This window comes from Streptococcus suis (assembly GCF_046032115.1).
GTDB classification, from domain to species: domain Bacteria; phylum Bacillota; class Bacilli; order Lactobacillales; family Streptococcaceae; genus Streptococcus; species Streptococcus suis_AJ.
The window spans coordinates 22,563-36,318 of the sequence record NZ_JARQOZ010000021.1 but is presented as its reverse complement, the minus strand read 5'-3'; the positions used below and the strand labels follow the sequence as shown (position 1 = coordinate 36,318).

The 13,756-nt window shown below is 38.3% G+C and carries 16 protein-coding genes; 4 read left to right on the top strand and 12 right to left on the bottom strand.

Features of this window, described 5'->3' with window-relative positions:
- Positions 1-87: 87 nt before the first annotated feature.
- Together P7J36_RS07450 and P7J36_RS07445 are read right to left on the bottom strand one after the other, a co-directional pair.
- Positions 88-666 (bottom strand): VanZ family protein, encoded by a 579-nt coding sequence (locus tag P7J36_RS07450; RefSeq protein WP_408551735.1) that lies wholly within the window; start codon positions 664-666, stop codon positions 88-90.
- Between the two features lie 155 nt (positions 667-821).
- Positions 822-2,489: a recombinase family protein gene (locus P7J36_RS07445; protein ID WP_408551736.1), complete on the bottom strand. Its 1,668-nt coding sequence runs from the start codon at positions 2,487-2,489 to the stop codon at positions 822-824.
- A 136-nt stretch (positions 2,490-2,625) separates the two neighbouring features.
- Here P7J36_RS07445 and P7J36_RS07440 point away from each other — a divergent pair, with 136 nt between their 5' ends.
- Positions 2,626-3,222: a CPBP family intramembrane glutamic endopeptidase gene (locus tag P7J36_RS07440; RefSeq protein ID WP_408551737.1), complete on the top strand. Its 597-nt coding sequence runs from the start codon at positions 2,626-2,628 to the stop codon at positions 3,220-3,222.
- 10 nt (positions 3,223-3,232) lie between these two features.
- On the top strand, positions 3,233-3,805 hold the full coding sequence (locus P7J36_RS07435; RefSeq protein WP_408551738.1) for a hypothetical protein: 573 nt from the start codon (positions 3,233-3,235) through the stop codon (positions 3,803-3,805).
- A gap of 97 nt (positions 3,806-3,902) precedes the next feature.
- Here the strand turns inward: P7J36_RS07435 and P7J36_RS07430 are convergent, their stop codons facing one another.
- The 5 genes from P7J36_RS07430 to P7J36_RS07410 all read right to left on the bottom strand — a co-directional run bounded on the left by P7J36_RS07430 (position 3,903) and on the right by P7J36_RS07410 (position 8,268).
- Complete coding sequence (locus tag P7J36_RS07430; RefSeq protein ID WP_408551739.1) at positions 3,903-4,685, bottom strand: replication-relaxation family protein; 783 nt, start codon at positions 4,683-4,685, stop codon at positions 3,903-3,905.
- Entirely contained in the window at positions 4,672-6,798 is a 2,127-nt protein-coding gene (locus tag P7J36_RS07425) for a type IV secretory system conjugative DNA transfer family protein (RefSeq protein WP_408551740.1), read from the bottom strand. Before P7J36_RS07425 ends, P7J36_RS07430 begins: the two co-directional genes overlap by 14 nt.
- Positions 6,799-6,966: 168 nt before the next feature.
- On the bottom strand, positions 6,967-7,581 hold the full coding sequence (locus P7J36_RS07420; RefSeq protein ID WP_408551741.1) for an MT-A70 family methyltransferase: 615 nt from the start codon (positions 7,579-7,581) through the stop codon (positions 6,967-6,969).
- 171 nt (positions 7,582-7,752) lie between these two features.
- Positions 7,753-7,992, bottom strand: a complete 240-nt coding sequence (locus P7J36_RS07415; protein ID WP_408551742.1) for a hypothetical protein — start codon at positions 7,990-7,992, stop codon at positions 7,753-7,755.
- A gap of 9 nt (positions 7,993-8,001) precedes the next feature.
- The gene (locus P7J36_RS07410) at positions 8,002-8,268 is read right to left on the bottom strand and encodes a hypothetical protein (RefSeq protein ID WP_408551743.1); all 267 of its coding nucleotides are present in this window, start codon (positions 8,266-8,268) and stop codon (positions 8,002-8,004) included.
- Between the two features lie 383 nt (positions 8,269-8,651).
- On the opposite strand from P7J36_RS07410, the gene P7J36_RS07405 reads away from it, so the two are divergent.
- On the top strand, positions 8,652-9,359 hold the full coding sequence (locus P7J36_RS07405) for a hypothetical protein (protein ID WP_408551744.1): 708 nt from the start codon (positions 8,652-8,654) through the stop codon (positions 9,357-9,359).
- Positions 9,360-9,500: 141 nt separating this feature from the next.
- Positions 9,501-9,845, top strand: coding sequence for a hypothetical protein (locus P7J36_RS07400; protein ID WP_408551745.1), 345 nt, complete (start codon positions 9,501-9,503; stop codon positions 9,843-9,845).
- Positions 9,846-9,989: 144 nt separating this feature from the next.
- Here P7J36_RS07400 and P7J36_RS07395 read toward each other — a convergent pair whose 3' ends face one another.
- The 5 genes from P7J36_RS07395 to P7J36_RS07375 form a co-directional block, all read right to left on the bottom strand.
- Positions 9,990-10,358, bottom strand: a complete 369-nt coding sequence (locus P7J36_RS07395; protein WP_408551746.1) for a hypothetical protein — start codon at positions 10,356-10,358, stop codon at positions 9,990-9,992.
- Positions 10,359-10,948: 590 nt separating this feature from the next.
- Positions 10,949-12,067 carry a hypothetical protein gene (locus P7J36_RS07390; RefSeq protein WP_408551747.1) on the bottom strand — a complete coding sequence of 373 codons (1,119 nt, stop codon included), beginning with the start codon at positions 12,065-12,067 and terminating at the stop codon, positions 10,949-10,951.
- Positions 12,068-12,135: 68 nt separating this feature from the next.
- A complete protein-coding gene (locus P7J36_RS07385) occupies positions 12,136-12,306 on the bottom strand; it encodes a hypothetical protein (protein WP_153603742.1) in 171 nt (56 codons plus the stop codon).
- A gap of 20 nt (positions 12,307-12,326) precedes the next feature.
- On the bottom strand, positions 12,327-12,824 hold the full coding sequence (locus tag P7J36_RS07380) for a hypothetical protein (RefSeq protein ID WP_044761913.1): 498 nt from the start codon (positions 12,822-12,824) through the stop codon (positions 12,327-12,329).
- 218 nt (positions 12,825-13,042) lie between these two features.
- Positions 13,043-13,711, bottom strand: coding sequence for a recombinase family protein (locus P7J36_RS07375; RefSeq protein WP_408551748.1), 669 nt, complete (start codon positions 13,709-13,711; stop codon positions 13,043-13,045).
- Between the last annotated feature and the right edge of the window lie 45 nt (positions 13,712-13,756).

Below are 13,756 nucleotides of genomic sequence, written 5' to 3'. Positions count from 1 at the left end.
TCCCAAGTATGACATAGAATAAATACTTGGGAGTAGACAGTGTAGATGTAATGCCGAATGTTAACTTAATGACATTGCCTTTCGGGGTCATTTTTTCTGTATTCTATTTTTAAAATATTGCGCCATTGCGGATTGTCCCAAGAAGTTTCCAAGGGCAAAGCCAGAGGTGTTAAGCAAGATATCGCTAAGGTCAAAGAAGCCCAGTGAAAAGAAGAATTGACAGGCTTCAACTAGCAATATGGCCCCTACAAAGAGAGAAAGTTTTTTCCAAGAAAATGAAAAAAGCAACCCAAGTGGTAAAAAGAGTAAGAGGTTAAAGACCAATATAGCAGGATTGAGAAGTAGGTCTTGAGAGAAGGTGCTAAGGAGATCCCAGTTGACACCTCTGACGCCCATGCTTTTGAAAAAGAGGAGGTAGATCAGTAGAAAACCATAGCATCCATAGAAAAACAAAATAGTCAGTCGGGAAATGCCTGGCTGATAGACCAGTCGAAATAGGGTAAAGAAAAATCCGGTCATTAACAGGATTGCGGCAAGTGCTGGCCAAAAATCAACCGTCATGAAAATGTTCGAGAACTGGTAAAAAAGAAAAGTCATAAAGAGCCAGCGACAGAGCAGAAATGACAGAATCAGGTTAATACAGTCATAGATAACTTCTTTTTTCATAGAGGGCCTCCTTTTATTTCATTATATCATTATTTGAGGGGGAGGCAAAGGCTGTAAAAAATATTTTTAGTGACAGTGTGCTATAATGTCCACCCCTCAACGAGCAGTCCATTAGTTATTATTCTACGAGCGAGTTTTAGTTCGCTCGTTTTGTCTTATAGTTCTCCAATAAATCGGTAATGTAGTTCGATAGTGACTTGTCGTTTTTTGCCACGTCCAGTTGGTTGGTGAATGATAATTTTGTCAATTAACTCATTCACTAACTGCGTTGTTAAAGTTTCGAGTTTTGTGTATTGGCGGATAGTTCGCATAAACTTGTCAATGTTTTCCGTAGATTCGGTCTGGCTAACTAAGACTTTCTGGAATTTTTGAATCTGCTGGCTAAGTTCAGCTTGCTCGCTTTCGTAGCTATCTGCTAACTTTCGAAATCGTTCATCGCTAATCTCGTCCAAAAGTTGCTTTTCGTAGAGTTTTTGGATAATTGTGTCCAACTCTAGCGAACGCTTCTCAGCTTTATTTAACTGCTTGCGCAAACTATCCTGCTTTTCGCTCTCACGAACATCGAAGCGAGACTTCAATTTTGCGAGTAGTCTTCCTTCATCAAATTGAATGGAAGAAATCAGTTGTTGGAGGTCGCCTAAAACCAATTCTTCCAAAGTCTCCTTGCGTAGGTAATGCGAGCCTGAACAAGTGTCGCCAGCTCGACGATAATGGTAACACTTGTAGTGGTCGAGGTTGATGTCGTCCTTTTGTTGTGGGCAAAAACTGAGTTTATGTCCATTTTCGCAAAAAACCAAACCTGCGAACAGATTTTCGTGTCCAGCGGTATCTTTCCAGTGATTCTTGCGTTTTACTCGCTTATGACCAAGCATTTTGCGTGCCATTTCGAAATCCTCCTGCGAAATAATCGCTTCGTGTGTATTTGGAAAAATCAACCAATCTTCTCGAGGTCGCAATTTGCATCCTCGTTGTTTGTAGGAAATTTTTGCAGTCTTGAGATTGATTGTTGCACCAGTATACTCCTCTTTCTCGAGCATCTGGCAAATCATCTGACTTTTCCAATGACATGGGTCATTTTCAAGAACTCGATAATTTGAAATTCCCAACTTTTTCTTGTAATTGGCGGGTGTTAGAACCTTGTCCTTTCGGAGGTCATTCGCAATGGAAGCGATAGGTTTTCCAGAGAGATACTCCTTGAAAATTCGTTTCACAATTTGACTGGCATAATCGTCAATCAGCCACTCCTTGGGATTTTCTGGATTTTTGAGATAACCGTACGGTGCAATCCAGCCAATTTTCTCACCAGTTTTTGCCTTAGTGTGCTTAGACAACTTGATTTTTTCACTACACTGAAGCGAATACCAGTTGTTAAACAAGGAAACTAAGGGCGCAAGATAAGCATCTTGGCTGTTGCGTTTATTGCTATCCAGATTTTCGTTTAAGGAGATGAAGCGGATATTTTTTGACGGAAAAGTAATTTCGGTCAGTTGCCCAGTTAAGAGGTAATCTCGGCTGAGACGACTCAAATCTTTAACGACAACCGCTTGAATTTTTCCAGCCTCCACTAAGCTCATCATCCTCTGAAAATCTGGTCGTTGGGCGTTCGAACCCGAGAAACCATCGTCCACGAAGAAGAATGGATTTGGCAAGTTTTCACGCATAGCCACTTGAGCGAGAATCTGTTTCTGATTAGAAATCGAGTTACTCTCGCCTTCGTTAGCGTCTTCAGCGGATAAGCGACAATACAGAGCGGTTATCTGGTCTGGTAGATTTTCCAAATTCTGCGTTTTGATTTCTTCAAATGTCAATGTACTTTTGTTCATAGTGTGCTCCTTTCGATTCACCTATAACCCACTGACATGATAGCTCGAAGTGGGTAGGAAGTCCAGTCAATTAACGAATTTCGGCGGATAAAGTTTATATTTTATGATAGAATAAGATAGTAAGAGGGGGGATTCCATGAAGACTAAATACTTTTATCTATCTGTAATTATTTTATTTTACCTATTACTACCGCTATTAATACTGGTAGGATTACTGGATTTTAATCATAAATTTAATTATCTAACCATTGGTTCTATTTTGGTATATATATTAATGAGATCAACAGGAAACCGGAATAGTGAGATGGGACTTTCTTTCAATTCATCGGCTAAATCTATAAAGGATGTTACTGTTCTTACCGTAATTTTAGGAATACTGGGAGTATTTTTATATCTAACTGGTATTGGTGGTCGATTTTCACCTAATGAAACATTCTCCTTCTATCTTTTTTATATTTTCATTTCTTCTCCAGCTCAAGAGTTTTTATATCGTGGTGCGTTGGTAATAATTCTTACCAGACTTAATGCGAGCGAAAGAAGTAAAATGATTATATCTTCAGCTCTATATAGCTTTGTACATATTATATATAAAGACTTATGGACTCTGATTCTTACATTCTGTATAGGTATTATCTGGTATAGGTGTTACAGAAAAACTAATAACTTACTAGGAGTTTGCGTAAGCCATGCTGTATTGGGAATTGTGACAATTTTAGCTGGAGTAATAGATTGAGGTGAAGTAATTGGCTAGCAAAGATAAAGATAGACTTCATTTTAATGATTTCAAAGAAGTCTATCTATTTATTTTATCTATTGTTCATGGGGGATTATTTTTTATTCTCTTAGAACATTTAAACAAAATTCTTTATAGAGGTGTTAATCATAAAAATATCGCATTAATATTGTTTTTATTTACCTTATTTTTAAGGATATTCCAAAGTCAATTATTGGCGGCTTTAAAATATCGGTCTTGGAGATTGTACTTTATAGATTTATTTGTTGTATTTACTATAGCCACTTTAGAACATCAGATAATATTGTTTTCGAGCAATAATAATGTTAGCGATTTTATATTTTTAGTTAGAACCATGGCTGTTCTAGGCATTCTAGGGTATCTCTATACATACATTAAGATCAAAAAATATAGCTCGGGAAGAGAAGGTATCCTCCAGTCAATAAATATTTTGGTTATTCTATTTATTTTATTGCTAAGCTTCATTAATGCTGAAGATATGCATATTTTTTATTACCTATCCACCATATTATTGGCAGTAAATATGCATACATCTTTTCTGTTCAGTGGATATTTGAAATAAGACTCATCACTTCTCCAAAATCAACCGTTTCAGTTTCTTCTCAAGAGTCTCTTTTCCAGTAAACTTTCTCACAATCACGAATGTCGCTTTGCCAATTTTACGTTTCTGTTCTTGCGTCATCTCGTCCTCCTTGCATAAACCCTGAAAATTCGTCCAGTGTTACCACTTCAAAAAGCTCCCAGTAAGCGTCCAAATCTTCCTTGATTCGATTCAAAATGCCTATCTTCCGTTTTTCATCTGGCACAATCCAAACCACCAATGGGAAGACCTCATTTTCTCGCTGTTCGATACCTGTATTGAAATAGGCGATGTATTGCTTGCATTTGGCAATCACTCTGCCGATATGTTCCGTGGCGTTGTCTGCCTCGAAGAAGTAGGCATCTTCGAAGTCACCAATGATTAGTTTCGCGAAAGCGTCAGGCTTGAGCGTAAAATGTGAAAACAGGGTCGTAAAGCTCCGCCAACATTTTGGCTCAAAGGAAAAATTTTCCAGAAATAGCTTTCTTCCACTGTGAAGTTTGTAGAGTTCCACAAACAACTGTGTTACGAACAGCTGGTGTTTGAGGTGGTTGCGTGTTGGCTCATAACGATTTTTCAATTTGAGCTTTACACTTGGTTCAATTTCACGCAGAACCTTAATGCCTTTGTATGTGATATGCCAAATGTAGGAACCGCTCCCAGCTCGCACGCCACCGATTCGGCGTTCCAGATGATGGATGAGCCCAAGATTGGATAGTTTTTTGGTGAGGAGATTGGCTCTCCTTGTGGCGGTTTTAGGTTTATTTTCTCTGAAATAAAGTTCCACTAACTGTTTGGTTGTGGCGTAGCGACAGCGGTTAAATAGGCTTAGCACATCGTAATCTCGTTTAGTTAGTCTCATCCGACACCTCCTTTTTCTTCCTGCCGATACCATAAATTGGTTTTGAGGCTGGTTGGCTTGATTGTTCTTCAGGAAATGCTGAACCATATCGTTTGAAACTCTCGCCATAAATCTCGTCTTTCTTGCGAAAGGCAGGCGACGCTGGCAAAGTCCGAACGGATAGCCACTTAAAGATATTGGAGGTAATAGGGACTTTGGCGTAAGCCTGAAACGGAGGCAATTTGTAAAAATCCTCAGTAGAAAGTTCGGGCGCAAGCCCAGCCAATTCCTTGGCTTCATTCATTGAAAGCCCAAAGATAATCTGGTTGTGGCAGTTGGCGTAAATAGACTCTCGAAGCTGTTTCGGTAGTTGCTTCGAAAATTGATTTGCCAAAACATAGCCAACACCTAAACTTCGAGACATAGAGAGTGCGTCGCCCAGCGGAACAGGCAATTTCAAATAATCTGCGACTTCGTCAATGTAGATGAAGACAGGTTTTCGAACAGATTCTTTGGCTCGAAGGAGCGTTAGCTGGTACAAGCAGCCTAGCAGAATTGCTCCGATGAATTTGGCGTTTTCTGCGCCAATTAAGCCTTTATTCAGTGGAACAAGTAATAGTCTTGGTTTCTCGAAAATATCTTTCAATGAAAAATCACCAGATGATGTTCCTAAAATCGCTCGGAGGGCTGGACGAAGCAAAACACCTCGAAATTTGTTAAGGACAGGTGAAATCATGGTTTGGCGTGCGGAGTCGCTCAAAGTATCGTAACCTTGCCAAAAATCCAGCAGGAATGGGTCTGAAACACTTTTCAAAAGGTCGTGCCGAAAGGCTTTGTTGGTTAAGAGTTTTGGCAGGTCGATAAGTGTTAAACCATCTATTTTTGCCAAAGTGTGAAAACTATGACTGAGAATATCCTGCGTGTAAATCCCCCAAGATTCTTCGAAAATCTCCTGAAAGACACCGAGAAGCATGTCCGCAACCAATTCTGCTGGCACGCCAAATTTTACCAAGTCAAAAGGATTTATCGAAACGGATTGCCCAGTTTGACTAGGGTCTAAAATGACCACATCCTCATCCCGTTCTTTAGGCAGTCGTTCCAAAATATCTGAAACCAATGTTGCCTTTGGGTCAATCACTACCGCAGACCGCCCCTCATGAGCATCTGCTAAAATCAAGTTAAGCATAGTGGTAGATTTTCCGCTCCCAGTGCCACCCAAAAGCCAAGTATGTGATAATCCCTCTCGCGTTGGAATACCGATAAACCTCGGAGATTTCTCTAAACTGTATCCAAAGAGACGTTTGGTGTTTTGCGAAAAGCCAATTGGTGGTAAAATAGTTTTGGGCGACAGTGATGATACGCCTCTATATTGAGCTTCGCCAGCTGGCAGTAAGAAGAGGCTGGCGAGTTCAATGCTTGAAACAATTGTCTGGAAATGCCATGGAATGTTTCCGTGGTTTATTTTTTCGCTTGAAGTTGGCTTAGCAGAAAACTTAGCTCCAGCTCGCTCTAAAATCCGAAGCGAAGCCAGAATACTTTTTAGAAGTTGAATTTCTCGAGCTTTGGTGTCTGTTTGAATACCTAATCGCAAACAAATTTGAAATTGACTGTGGTGGAGTTTTTCTCGCATCAGTGCCTTAGAATCTGACGATAGCGGTGGGATATTACCTGTTAGCTTTTGCCAGAGTGTTGCGTCTGGATTGCCAAGCTCTTTAAGGATTGGCTTTGGCGAGGAAGATTTACCGACAATCAGTTGAAGTACAATCTCTTCATTTCTTTTTAAAGTGCCAGATTGCGACAGGAAACTCCGAACGAGATTGTCTACTTCTTTGGTTTTTAGGGCATAGTGATTTTTTGAAAGAGTGATGTCGTAGGCGGATGTCACTTTTGCTCGCTTAGTTTTCTCAAAACGAACAGCATTGTGTGAGGTTATCATTTCTTTCAAGAATCGCAAGTCTATTGAGTCGGCTCCGATAAGATGACTGACTTTTTCTGGCGTTAAACGAATTTCCCAGATAAAGGGCTGGCGACGAGAATAACCATTGAGTTGTGTCGTAAAATTGCAGACTGTTTCAAATTCGAATGGTCTCGTCCAGTCCATACTTTGCCACGACAGATGTTTTGGTCTTTTCATACTACCTCCAATCCTGATGATGTTTGATGAGTTTTATGGCGACGTAAAAGCCTAAAGACATTATAGAGCCAACCACCAACTCCAGCCAAATATCGACTAGAAGGCGAACAGAGTAGTTGACCAGTATTGCCAAAAGGCAGAAACCGACAATGTAGCTTATTAGCTTTTTCATTCATCTTGTCCTACCTTTCGAAAATCTCGGACATCTTTCGAGTATTTAGGAACTGGATAATTTGGAATAATGACATCGCTCACAATTTCATTGCCCCAAACACTCCAGTTTTTGTCTGAAGGCACTGGACGACGAGCGAAGACTTCCAAGTAGTCGCCCTCTGAACAGCGTTCAATAATGGAATAGAGTTCTTCAGGTTTATGACTGTGGTCTTGGACTGGAAATATTCCCCAGTTCATTTGTCCTTTGAATTTAATTGGAGCCTTTCCACGAGTAGCGAAAATGACTTGTTCGGTGCAGTTTCGAAGATAATTGCCCAAACCAAGTCGAGGTTTAACCCAAGTGAAGATGGATTTTGGCTCGAAGCCCCAAGCACGGACGACATCGAAAGATTGTTCGAGGACAGCTGGATATGTCCAGAGCCAGAGGTGGGCATCGTCTTCGGCGAGGCTTGAAACAGGCATTTTCTTGATTTCTTCAATCGTCATTAAATTATAATGTCGAATTGCACCGAGTTTGCCTTTTTGCGCCACATCCCAAGGCGGGTCGGCGAGGATAGTCTTGAACTTTTTAGGTGGATGTTGGTTAATTGTGTCTTGATATTTTGTCATTTTGAAAATCCTTTCTGTCTGTATCAGACGCTCCGACTTTACCTTAAAATATAATTTTTTCAAACCATAAGCAAGATAAGGTTATGGAGCGATGCGAAAGCTAAAAACAGAGGTCGGACGGAACAAATCCGTCCGACTTGTTCGCTGTTGTGAGAAATACAACAGATTGTCTTAAAATTTCCTCCTTTCGTAATTGAGATTTTCTAATAGCTTCTTCTGAGCTACCAGAAAATCTTCGTTAATAGCTTGGCGAGTTTCTAGAAATTCTGCTAAAGCGAGTTCTTCTTCAGTGAAAAAATCGAAAGTTTCAGACTCTTGGGGTTCTTCCTCCTCATCCACTAAGGTAATGAGAGCAAGCCCCAGAATACATAGAGCTGAAAGCAATACAAGGGCAATTGAATTCCAGTCCATACGAGCCTCCTATTTGAAACGACGAGCAGAAACGTAAGTGAATGCTTTAATGATGAAGTCCGTCCGTTGTTGGGCTTGCGGATTGTGAGCCAGAATCTGAGCCTCAAGTTCCGAGAGGCTGGCGACCTTGTTCAAGATGTCTTGAGCCAAAAGCTCGTTGGCTTGAACAATTGCCATATCTTGCGATAGGTTTCGAGCGATTGCCATTTTCTGTGGACTAAACGCAGAAGCTGGTAGGGCTTGAGGTATTTGAGATTTTTGTGGTAAATGTGACATAGTAGGTCTCCTTGAAATGATGATGCGAAAGTTGTTTATACTCTCATATTGCAGATTACTCGAGTTACTGCAATATTTTTAAGGTTGCTTCCTTATAGCTTTATTTTATGCTAAAATTGAACCATAACCAAGAACACGAAATGTAACAAAAATAACAAAAGCGAGGGTACGTTATGCATTATTTGTGTTTTTCTGTTTTAGTAGACTTCTTATATTTTCATAAACACAGAGATTGTGGGGGTCAGCGTAGATTTGCCCTTGATTTGCTGATGGCAATAGCCCCAGATATCGGCTCCAACCAATCAGAGGAGACAATGGGATATTTTCTGAGGCGTTCAAGAGAGGTTTCCAAATCAATTTGTCGTCACATCGATATAATGTCAATGAAAGATTGTACAATAGGAATCTCCGAGTTTGCAGAATTTAATTTATCTGGAGATATTTTAGCTATAAAGAATGAACTAAAGGATCTCATTAAACATTCTCGAAATATCCATAAGTCAGATAGAACTCAATTGATTGATGTTATCGATAAGAGTAGGAATTACAATTTTATAAAGGAAATACTGGTATTTGTTTTGAAGAATACGACTAATATGAAAAGTGACTTCAAGAGACTGTCTATTGATAAGTTAAAAAAAGAAATCATAAATACGGATAATAATGCTAAGTTAGAGCGACTTTGCTTAGTTGCTTTAGATATGAGAGAGGAAAACTTAGTGCATCTTTGCTTGGAGAAAATGGGAAACAATGTTCATATCTCTAGACTCGTTCAATACCTTATTGACCTTGAGTTTGATAATGATAAATTAGTTGAAGATATTGCGGATAGGTTGATTTTCCGACTCGATAATAATATCTATATTGAAAAAGTTATCAGAGCCTATATTACTAAGAAGTCATTCTCGCAAGAAGCCAAACAGCTATTTCTCGAAAAACATATTTCTCAGCTAGATAACAATAAGTATCTGTTTTCAGTATTGAAATTTCTTTGGGAAGAGGATTTTACTGACGAAGTAAGAAAATACGGTGAGTTATTAACGAATACGACGTATATAAAGAGACTCGACACATTGACAAAAAATGAATAATATACTAAAATATATTTATAAAATTGAATAATTTTCGTAAATTAATATCTCCTTGATATTATTTAATCCCTTGCGTTTTGGTAGAAAATTAAAAATCTACCAAGCAAGTGGTAGATTAAAAAATATTTATAGGAGTTTTTTATGCTTAATTTAACAACAGAACAACAAATCATTTGGAATGATACAATGAATGAACCGTATTCATTAGAAAGTGTCGCACGTAGACTTTTGGCTTTTGGAACAGATAGCGATATTGTAGAGCAATTAACAGGCTTCTCTGAAGAAGACCAAACCAAATTGATTGATAAAAATATCGAGGTCTATAAAAAAGTTAAAGATTTGGTTCAAAAAAACAAGTCAATCATGAGTGAGTTGTTTGATGCTGGAAGAGAAACGCATTTATTAAGTGATAATCCAGACTTTGCTTTTGTAGTTAGAACCTCATTATTACTTTCTCCAGATTCATATCAATTGTTATCTAAGTAGTACTTTTTGCCTGCAATCTTGCGGGCTTTTTATTTATGGTATTAGAAAATTCAAATCTCCAGCTTTTTATGACTGACAATATATAACCTAATTTTGAAACAGCCCCAATTTCTAAATTGTCTATCGTATATTAGAGTTTCCATATTACTCATCCCATTCTTTTACAAAATAAACTTCTATCCGCAAAACTTCAAGCAAGTTTTGACAAAATTCTTTTTCGGTTTGACTATCTATAACCGCTTGAAGTTTTACCATAAATTCCCAAAGTGTGGCGTTAATTTCGTAGATTTCGGTATGTTTGGTAAATTGTTCGAAACTCGTTACAGCGTAGCTCATAACACCATTTTTTACGGTTAGGCTAGCAATAAACGCTGGCAAGCTTATGGCTGGCAAATAGGCTCCAAGTTCGGTACAATCCCACTTTGCCGTTTCTGGTATCAAGCCCCAAAGTGTATGTTGGCGTATTTCCTCTCCAAGTGCTATTAATTCTTGTTTAGCTTTGTAGTCGTTCATAATTTCCTTATCTGTTATCTATTATTACTGGACAATGATAACTCTCTTTATTAAGGAAGTCCAGTCTATTTCGATGTAATATTTACAATCTGGAAGTGGGCTTCAAAATCAGAGTCTGATGAATATTTTAACGCTTAAACAGACGCTATATAGGCTGGAAATGACGATACGGGGCATTAATTATTAAGGGTGGCAATATAGATATTGATAGACTTATTTTTGATACAGTATGGGAAATTTATATTGAACTTGATTGATTTTGAGGGTGGCAATGGCTGGTTTGTCTTCGTATTTTAGATTCATCTCGCCCATCCATTATTGAAGACTATAGGGACTCTATACAGTAGTAGCAAAATATCTTGACCGCCCTAAAATAACCCAGAATAGATAATAAGTCGCCTGACGGAATACCACTGAAACGGCGGTGGTGCGCCAACAAAATCTCACTCGAAGCGAATAGTGATGCGAATAAGAAAACTAGAAAAATTTCCAGGCAAGTAGGTATAGTACTAGGTTTATAAACTTCGTATAGAAGTTAAAGTAACTATCTCGGAGAAGCAAAAAAGTCCCATATGTACGGGACTAATTAGTTACTTATTCCTTTTGTTAGAAAATACTATAAAAGAAATGGTAGATAGTACAATTAAGATTCCAATAGCCACTACCATTCCATTGACAGAATTTGATTTGGTTTCGGCTGGCTCTTCGTCAATATATTGAGTATCTTCAGATTCCTCAGCAGAAGTTGACTCCTCTGTCTCGGAAGCAATTTTATCGGCTTCTATTTCGTCTAATTTTTCTTGGACACCTGGAACCTTGTTAAAATCTAAAGCTTCCCAAGATTGTCCGTTAGATGATAAATCAAAGTTTGATGAACCTTCAGAATAAAGCATAAATAGTATGGCGTCATCATATTGATTGTGAATATCGCTATATACAATGTTATTTGTGTATACATCCGTAACTGCATATGCATATTCACTACGCACAAAAGCGATACCAGTAAGCGTTTGTCCATATAAACTCTCTGGTAGAGGTAAGACCTCGCCCTCTAGAACATACATCTTGAATGGAACGCTTTGAGCACCACCAGCATACCCCCAGCTGAAACTGTCAAATACTCTTAATGCGAAATCTGTATTAAATTTTGAGCCATCATAGTCTAATACATAGTAACCGTCTAAATGAATAAATGGGTCTTCGAAACGAGGGTCATTTTCTCCTCTGAGAATGTATCGATCCTGGTAGGATACTATTTGCTCATCATTATTAAAAGGACCTCTCTCAACCAGATCATCATAAGAGATAGTAAGCGGGAGGGGAATTTTATTATCTACTGTGACAAACTCGTTTCCACGAACTGAATCGTGAATAACGGAATCTATAGTTCTTCCAGGTATGGTGGGAGAGTCGATTGTGAAAGACTCCCCAGGTTTCAGATAAATTACGAGGTCTTTGACGTTAGAACCCACAACCCCTTTAAGCAAGAATGCGCGAACGTCATCATCATACTTGCGGTCTCGGTTTCCGATTATGCCGTAGAGATTGTCTGGATTCTCTGCACCTGTGGCTAGTGGCGCAAATCGTATATTGTTATCTTCGTAAAGTGATAGTGGCGTAGGTTCTGCGAAAACAGTATTACTATTCAGGGTGAGAAGTAATATACAGTAAGCAATGATGCTTGCAAGTATTTTTTGAATCTTTTTCATAATTACCTTTCTAACTAACATTGTGTTATTTAAATTGAAGAACTTCAATATATAATTTTCCAAAGAAATTATAATTTCTCACGTTTATCACTGTTTGTCGAATTTTGTTTAGTTTGGTTGCGTTTATTTTTATATGAGTCCTCTAAATGATATACACCTCTCATCAAAATGCGGTACAAAATATTTCCACCTATAATGATTCCGATAACGAGGATTACATAAAGTGTTTCTGCATTCATTTTTAATCTCCTAAATCATTTTATTTTGTTGTATGGTATTGGATGACGCGACGTTCAACCGTTGCATTGCTATCAAGTTTTTTGATAGCTCGCTCGACTTGAGTCAATAAGACATTGTAAGGATTTTCTATAATACTCTTATCACAATTATATGTGTTGGTGATAACGAGCACATACGCTTTTTCTTCATTTCTAATTTCAGACGCTAAAAGAGCGAGAACATAGCTTTCCTTGACAATGATATTATTCGTTATTTTGAAAACAGCATCACCGTCATCTGTTGTTTTTATCAATTGGATATGGTTATCTTTGAGACTACTCGTATCCAATACGGATAGTATTTCTTGAACAGAACTAATTTTGCTTGAAAAGAAGCAATGCTCTTGAGATAGAAATAATTTATCTCGCGATTCGATAGCTCCTTGATTGAGTAGCTCATCTCGGCGTTGCCCTATGAAGAAATTGCGGATACAATAGATAAAAATACCTATTATACAAGCAATTATTATCTTTTCCATAAAATCCCTCCATTTTTTTCATCAAAATCCCTGCTACAATAGGGTTTGAGTATGTTTTAGTTAACGGTCGTTAACTAAAACAATGAAAAATCAAAAAATGCCGACTTGGCAAGGCTTCAAAAAGCCCGTCAAATCAGCATTTCTAATATTTTTTATTGATAACTTTGATTGTTTTAACAAACGACCGTCTGCTAAAACATTTTTACGAGTTTAATTTACTATTTTTTCTTGCTTTTGTCAACGATTTTTGGGTTAATTTTTCTGTTTGTTTGGATATTATTACGCTTCAGGACGCTGTAAATGGTAGCAGTAGAAATTTTGAACTGGCTGGCAATGTCTCGAATGGTCAGCTCTTCTTCCAGATAACTTATTATAACTTGCTTTTCTTTGGATTTTGAAATGCCTTTATTTCCCAACTGAACACCGCGTTCTCTGGCTTTACGCAGTCCATCTTTTGTGCGTGTTGAAATGGCTTGAAGTTCCCACTCTGCCACATAGCCCAGTATAAGACAGAAGAATTTGCCTGTTAGCGAATCCGTTTCGATTTGTTCATGAATGGACTGAAGGCGAATGTTATAGCTGGTTAGCTCCGATATGATAGCGGATAGGTGGAGCATTTTTCTGGTTAGACGGTCTAGTTTATACACCACGAAACTGGTTTCAATTTCGCTTTCAGCACATTCTTTGGCGAGCTTGAGAGCTTTTTGAAGTTGTGGGCGGTCTTGATTGCCTCCAGATTCTTTTTCGATGTAGAGCTTGTCGCAGAAGTTTAGGGCTTCTTTTTGGACTTCCAAGCCTAATTCTTGACGATTATCTGTTGAACTGACACGGGCGTAGCCGATAATGACAGAGCCTTTTTCTTGATATTTCTCGATGATTTTCTTCACATTTTCCTCCTTGCTTTACTATTGTAGCAGGGTGGTTCTATTTTA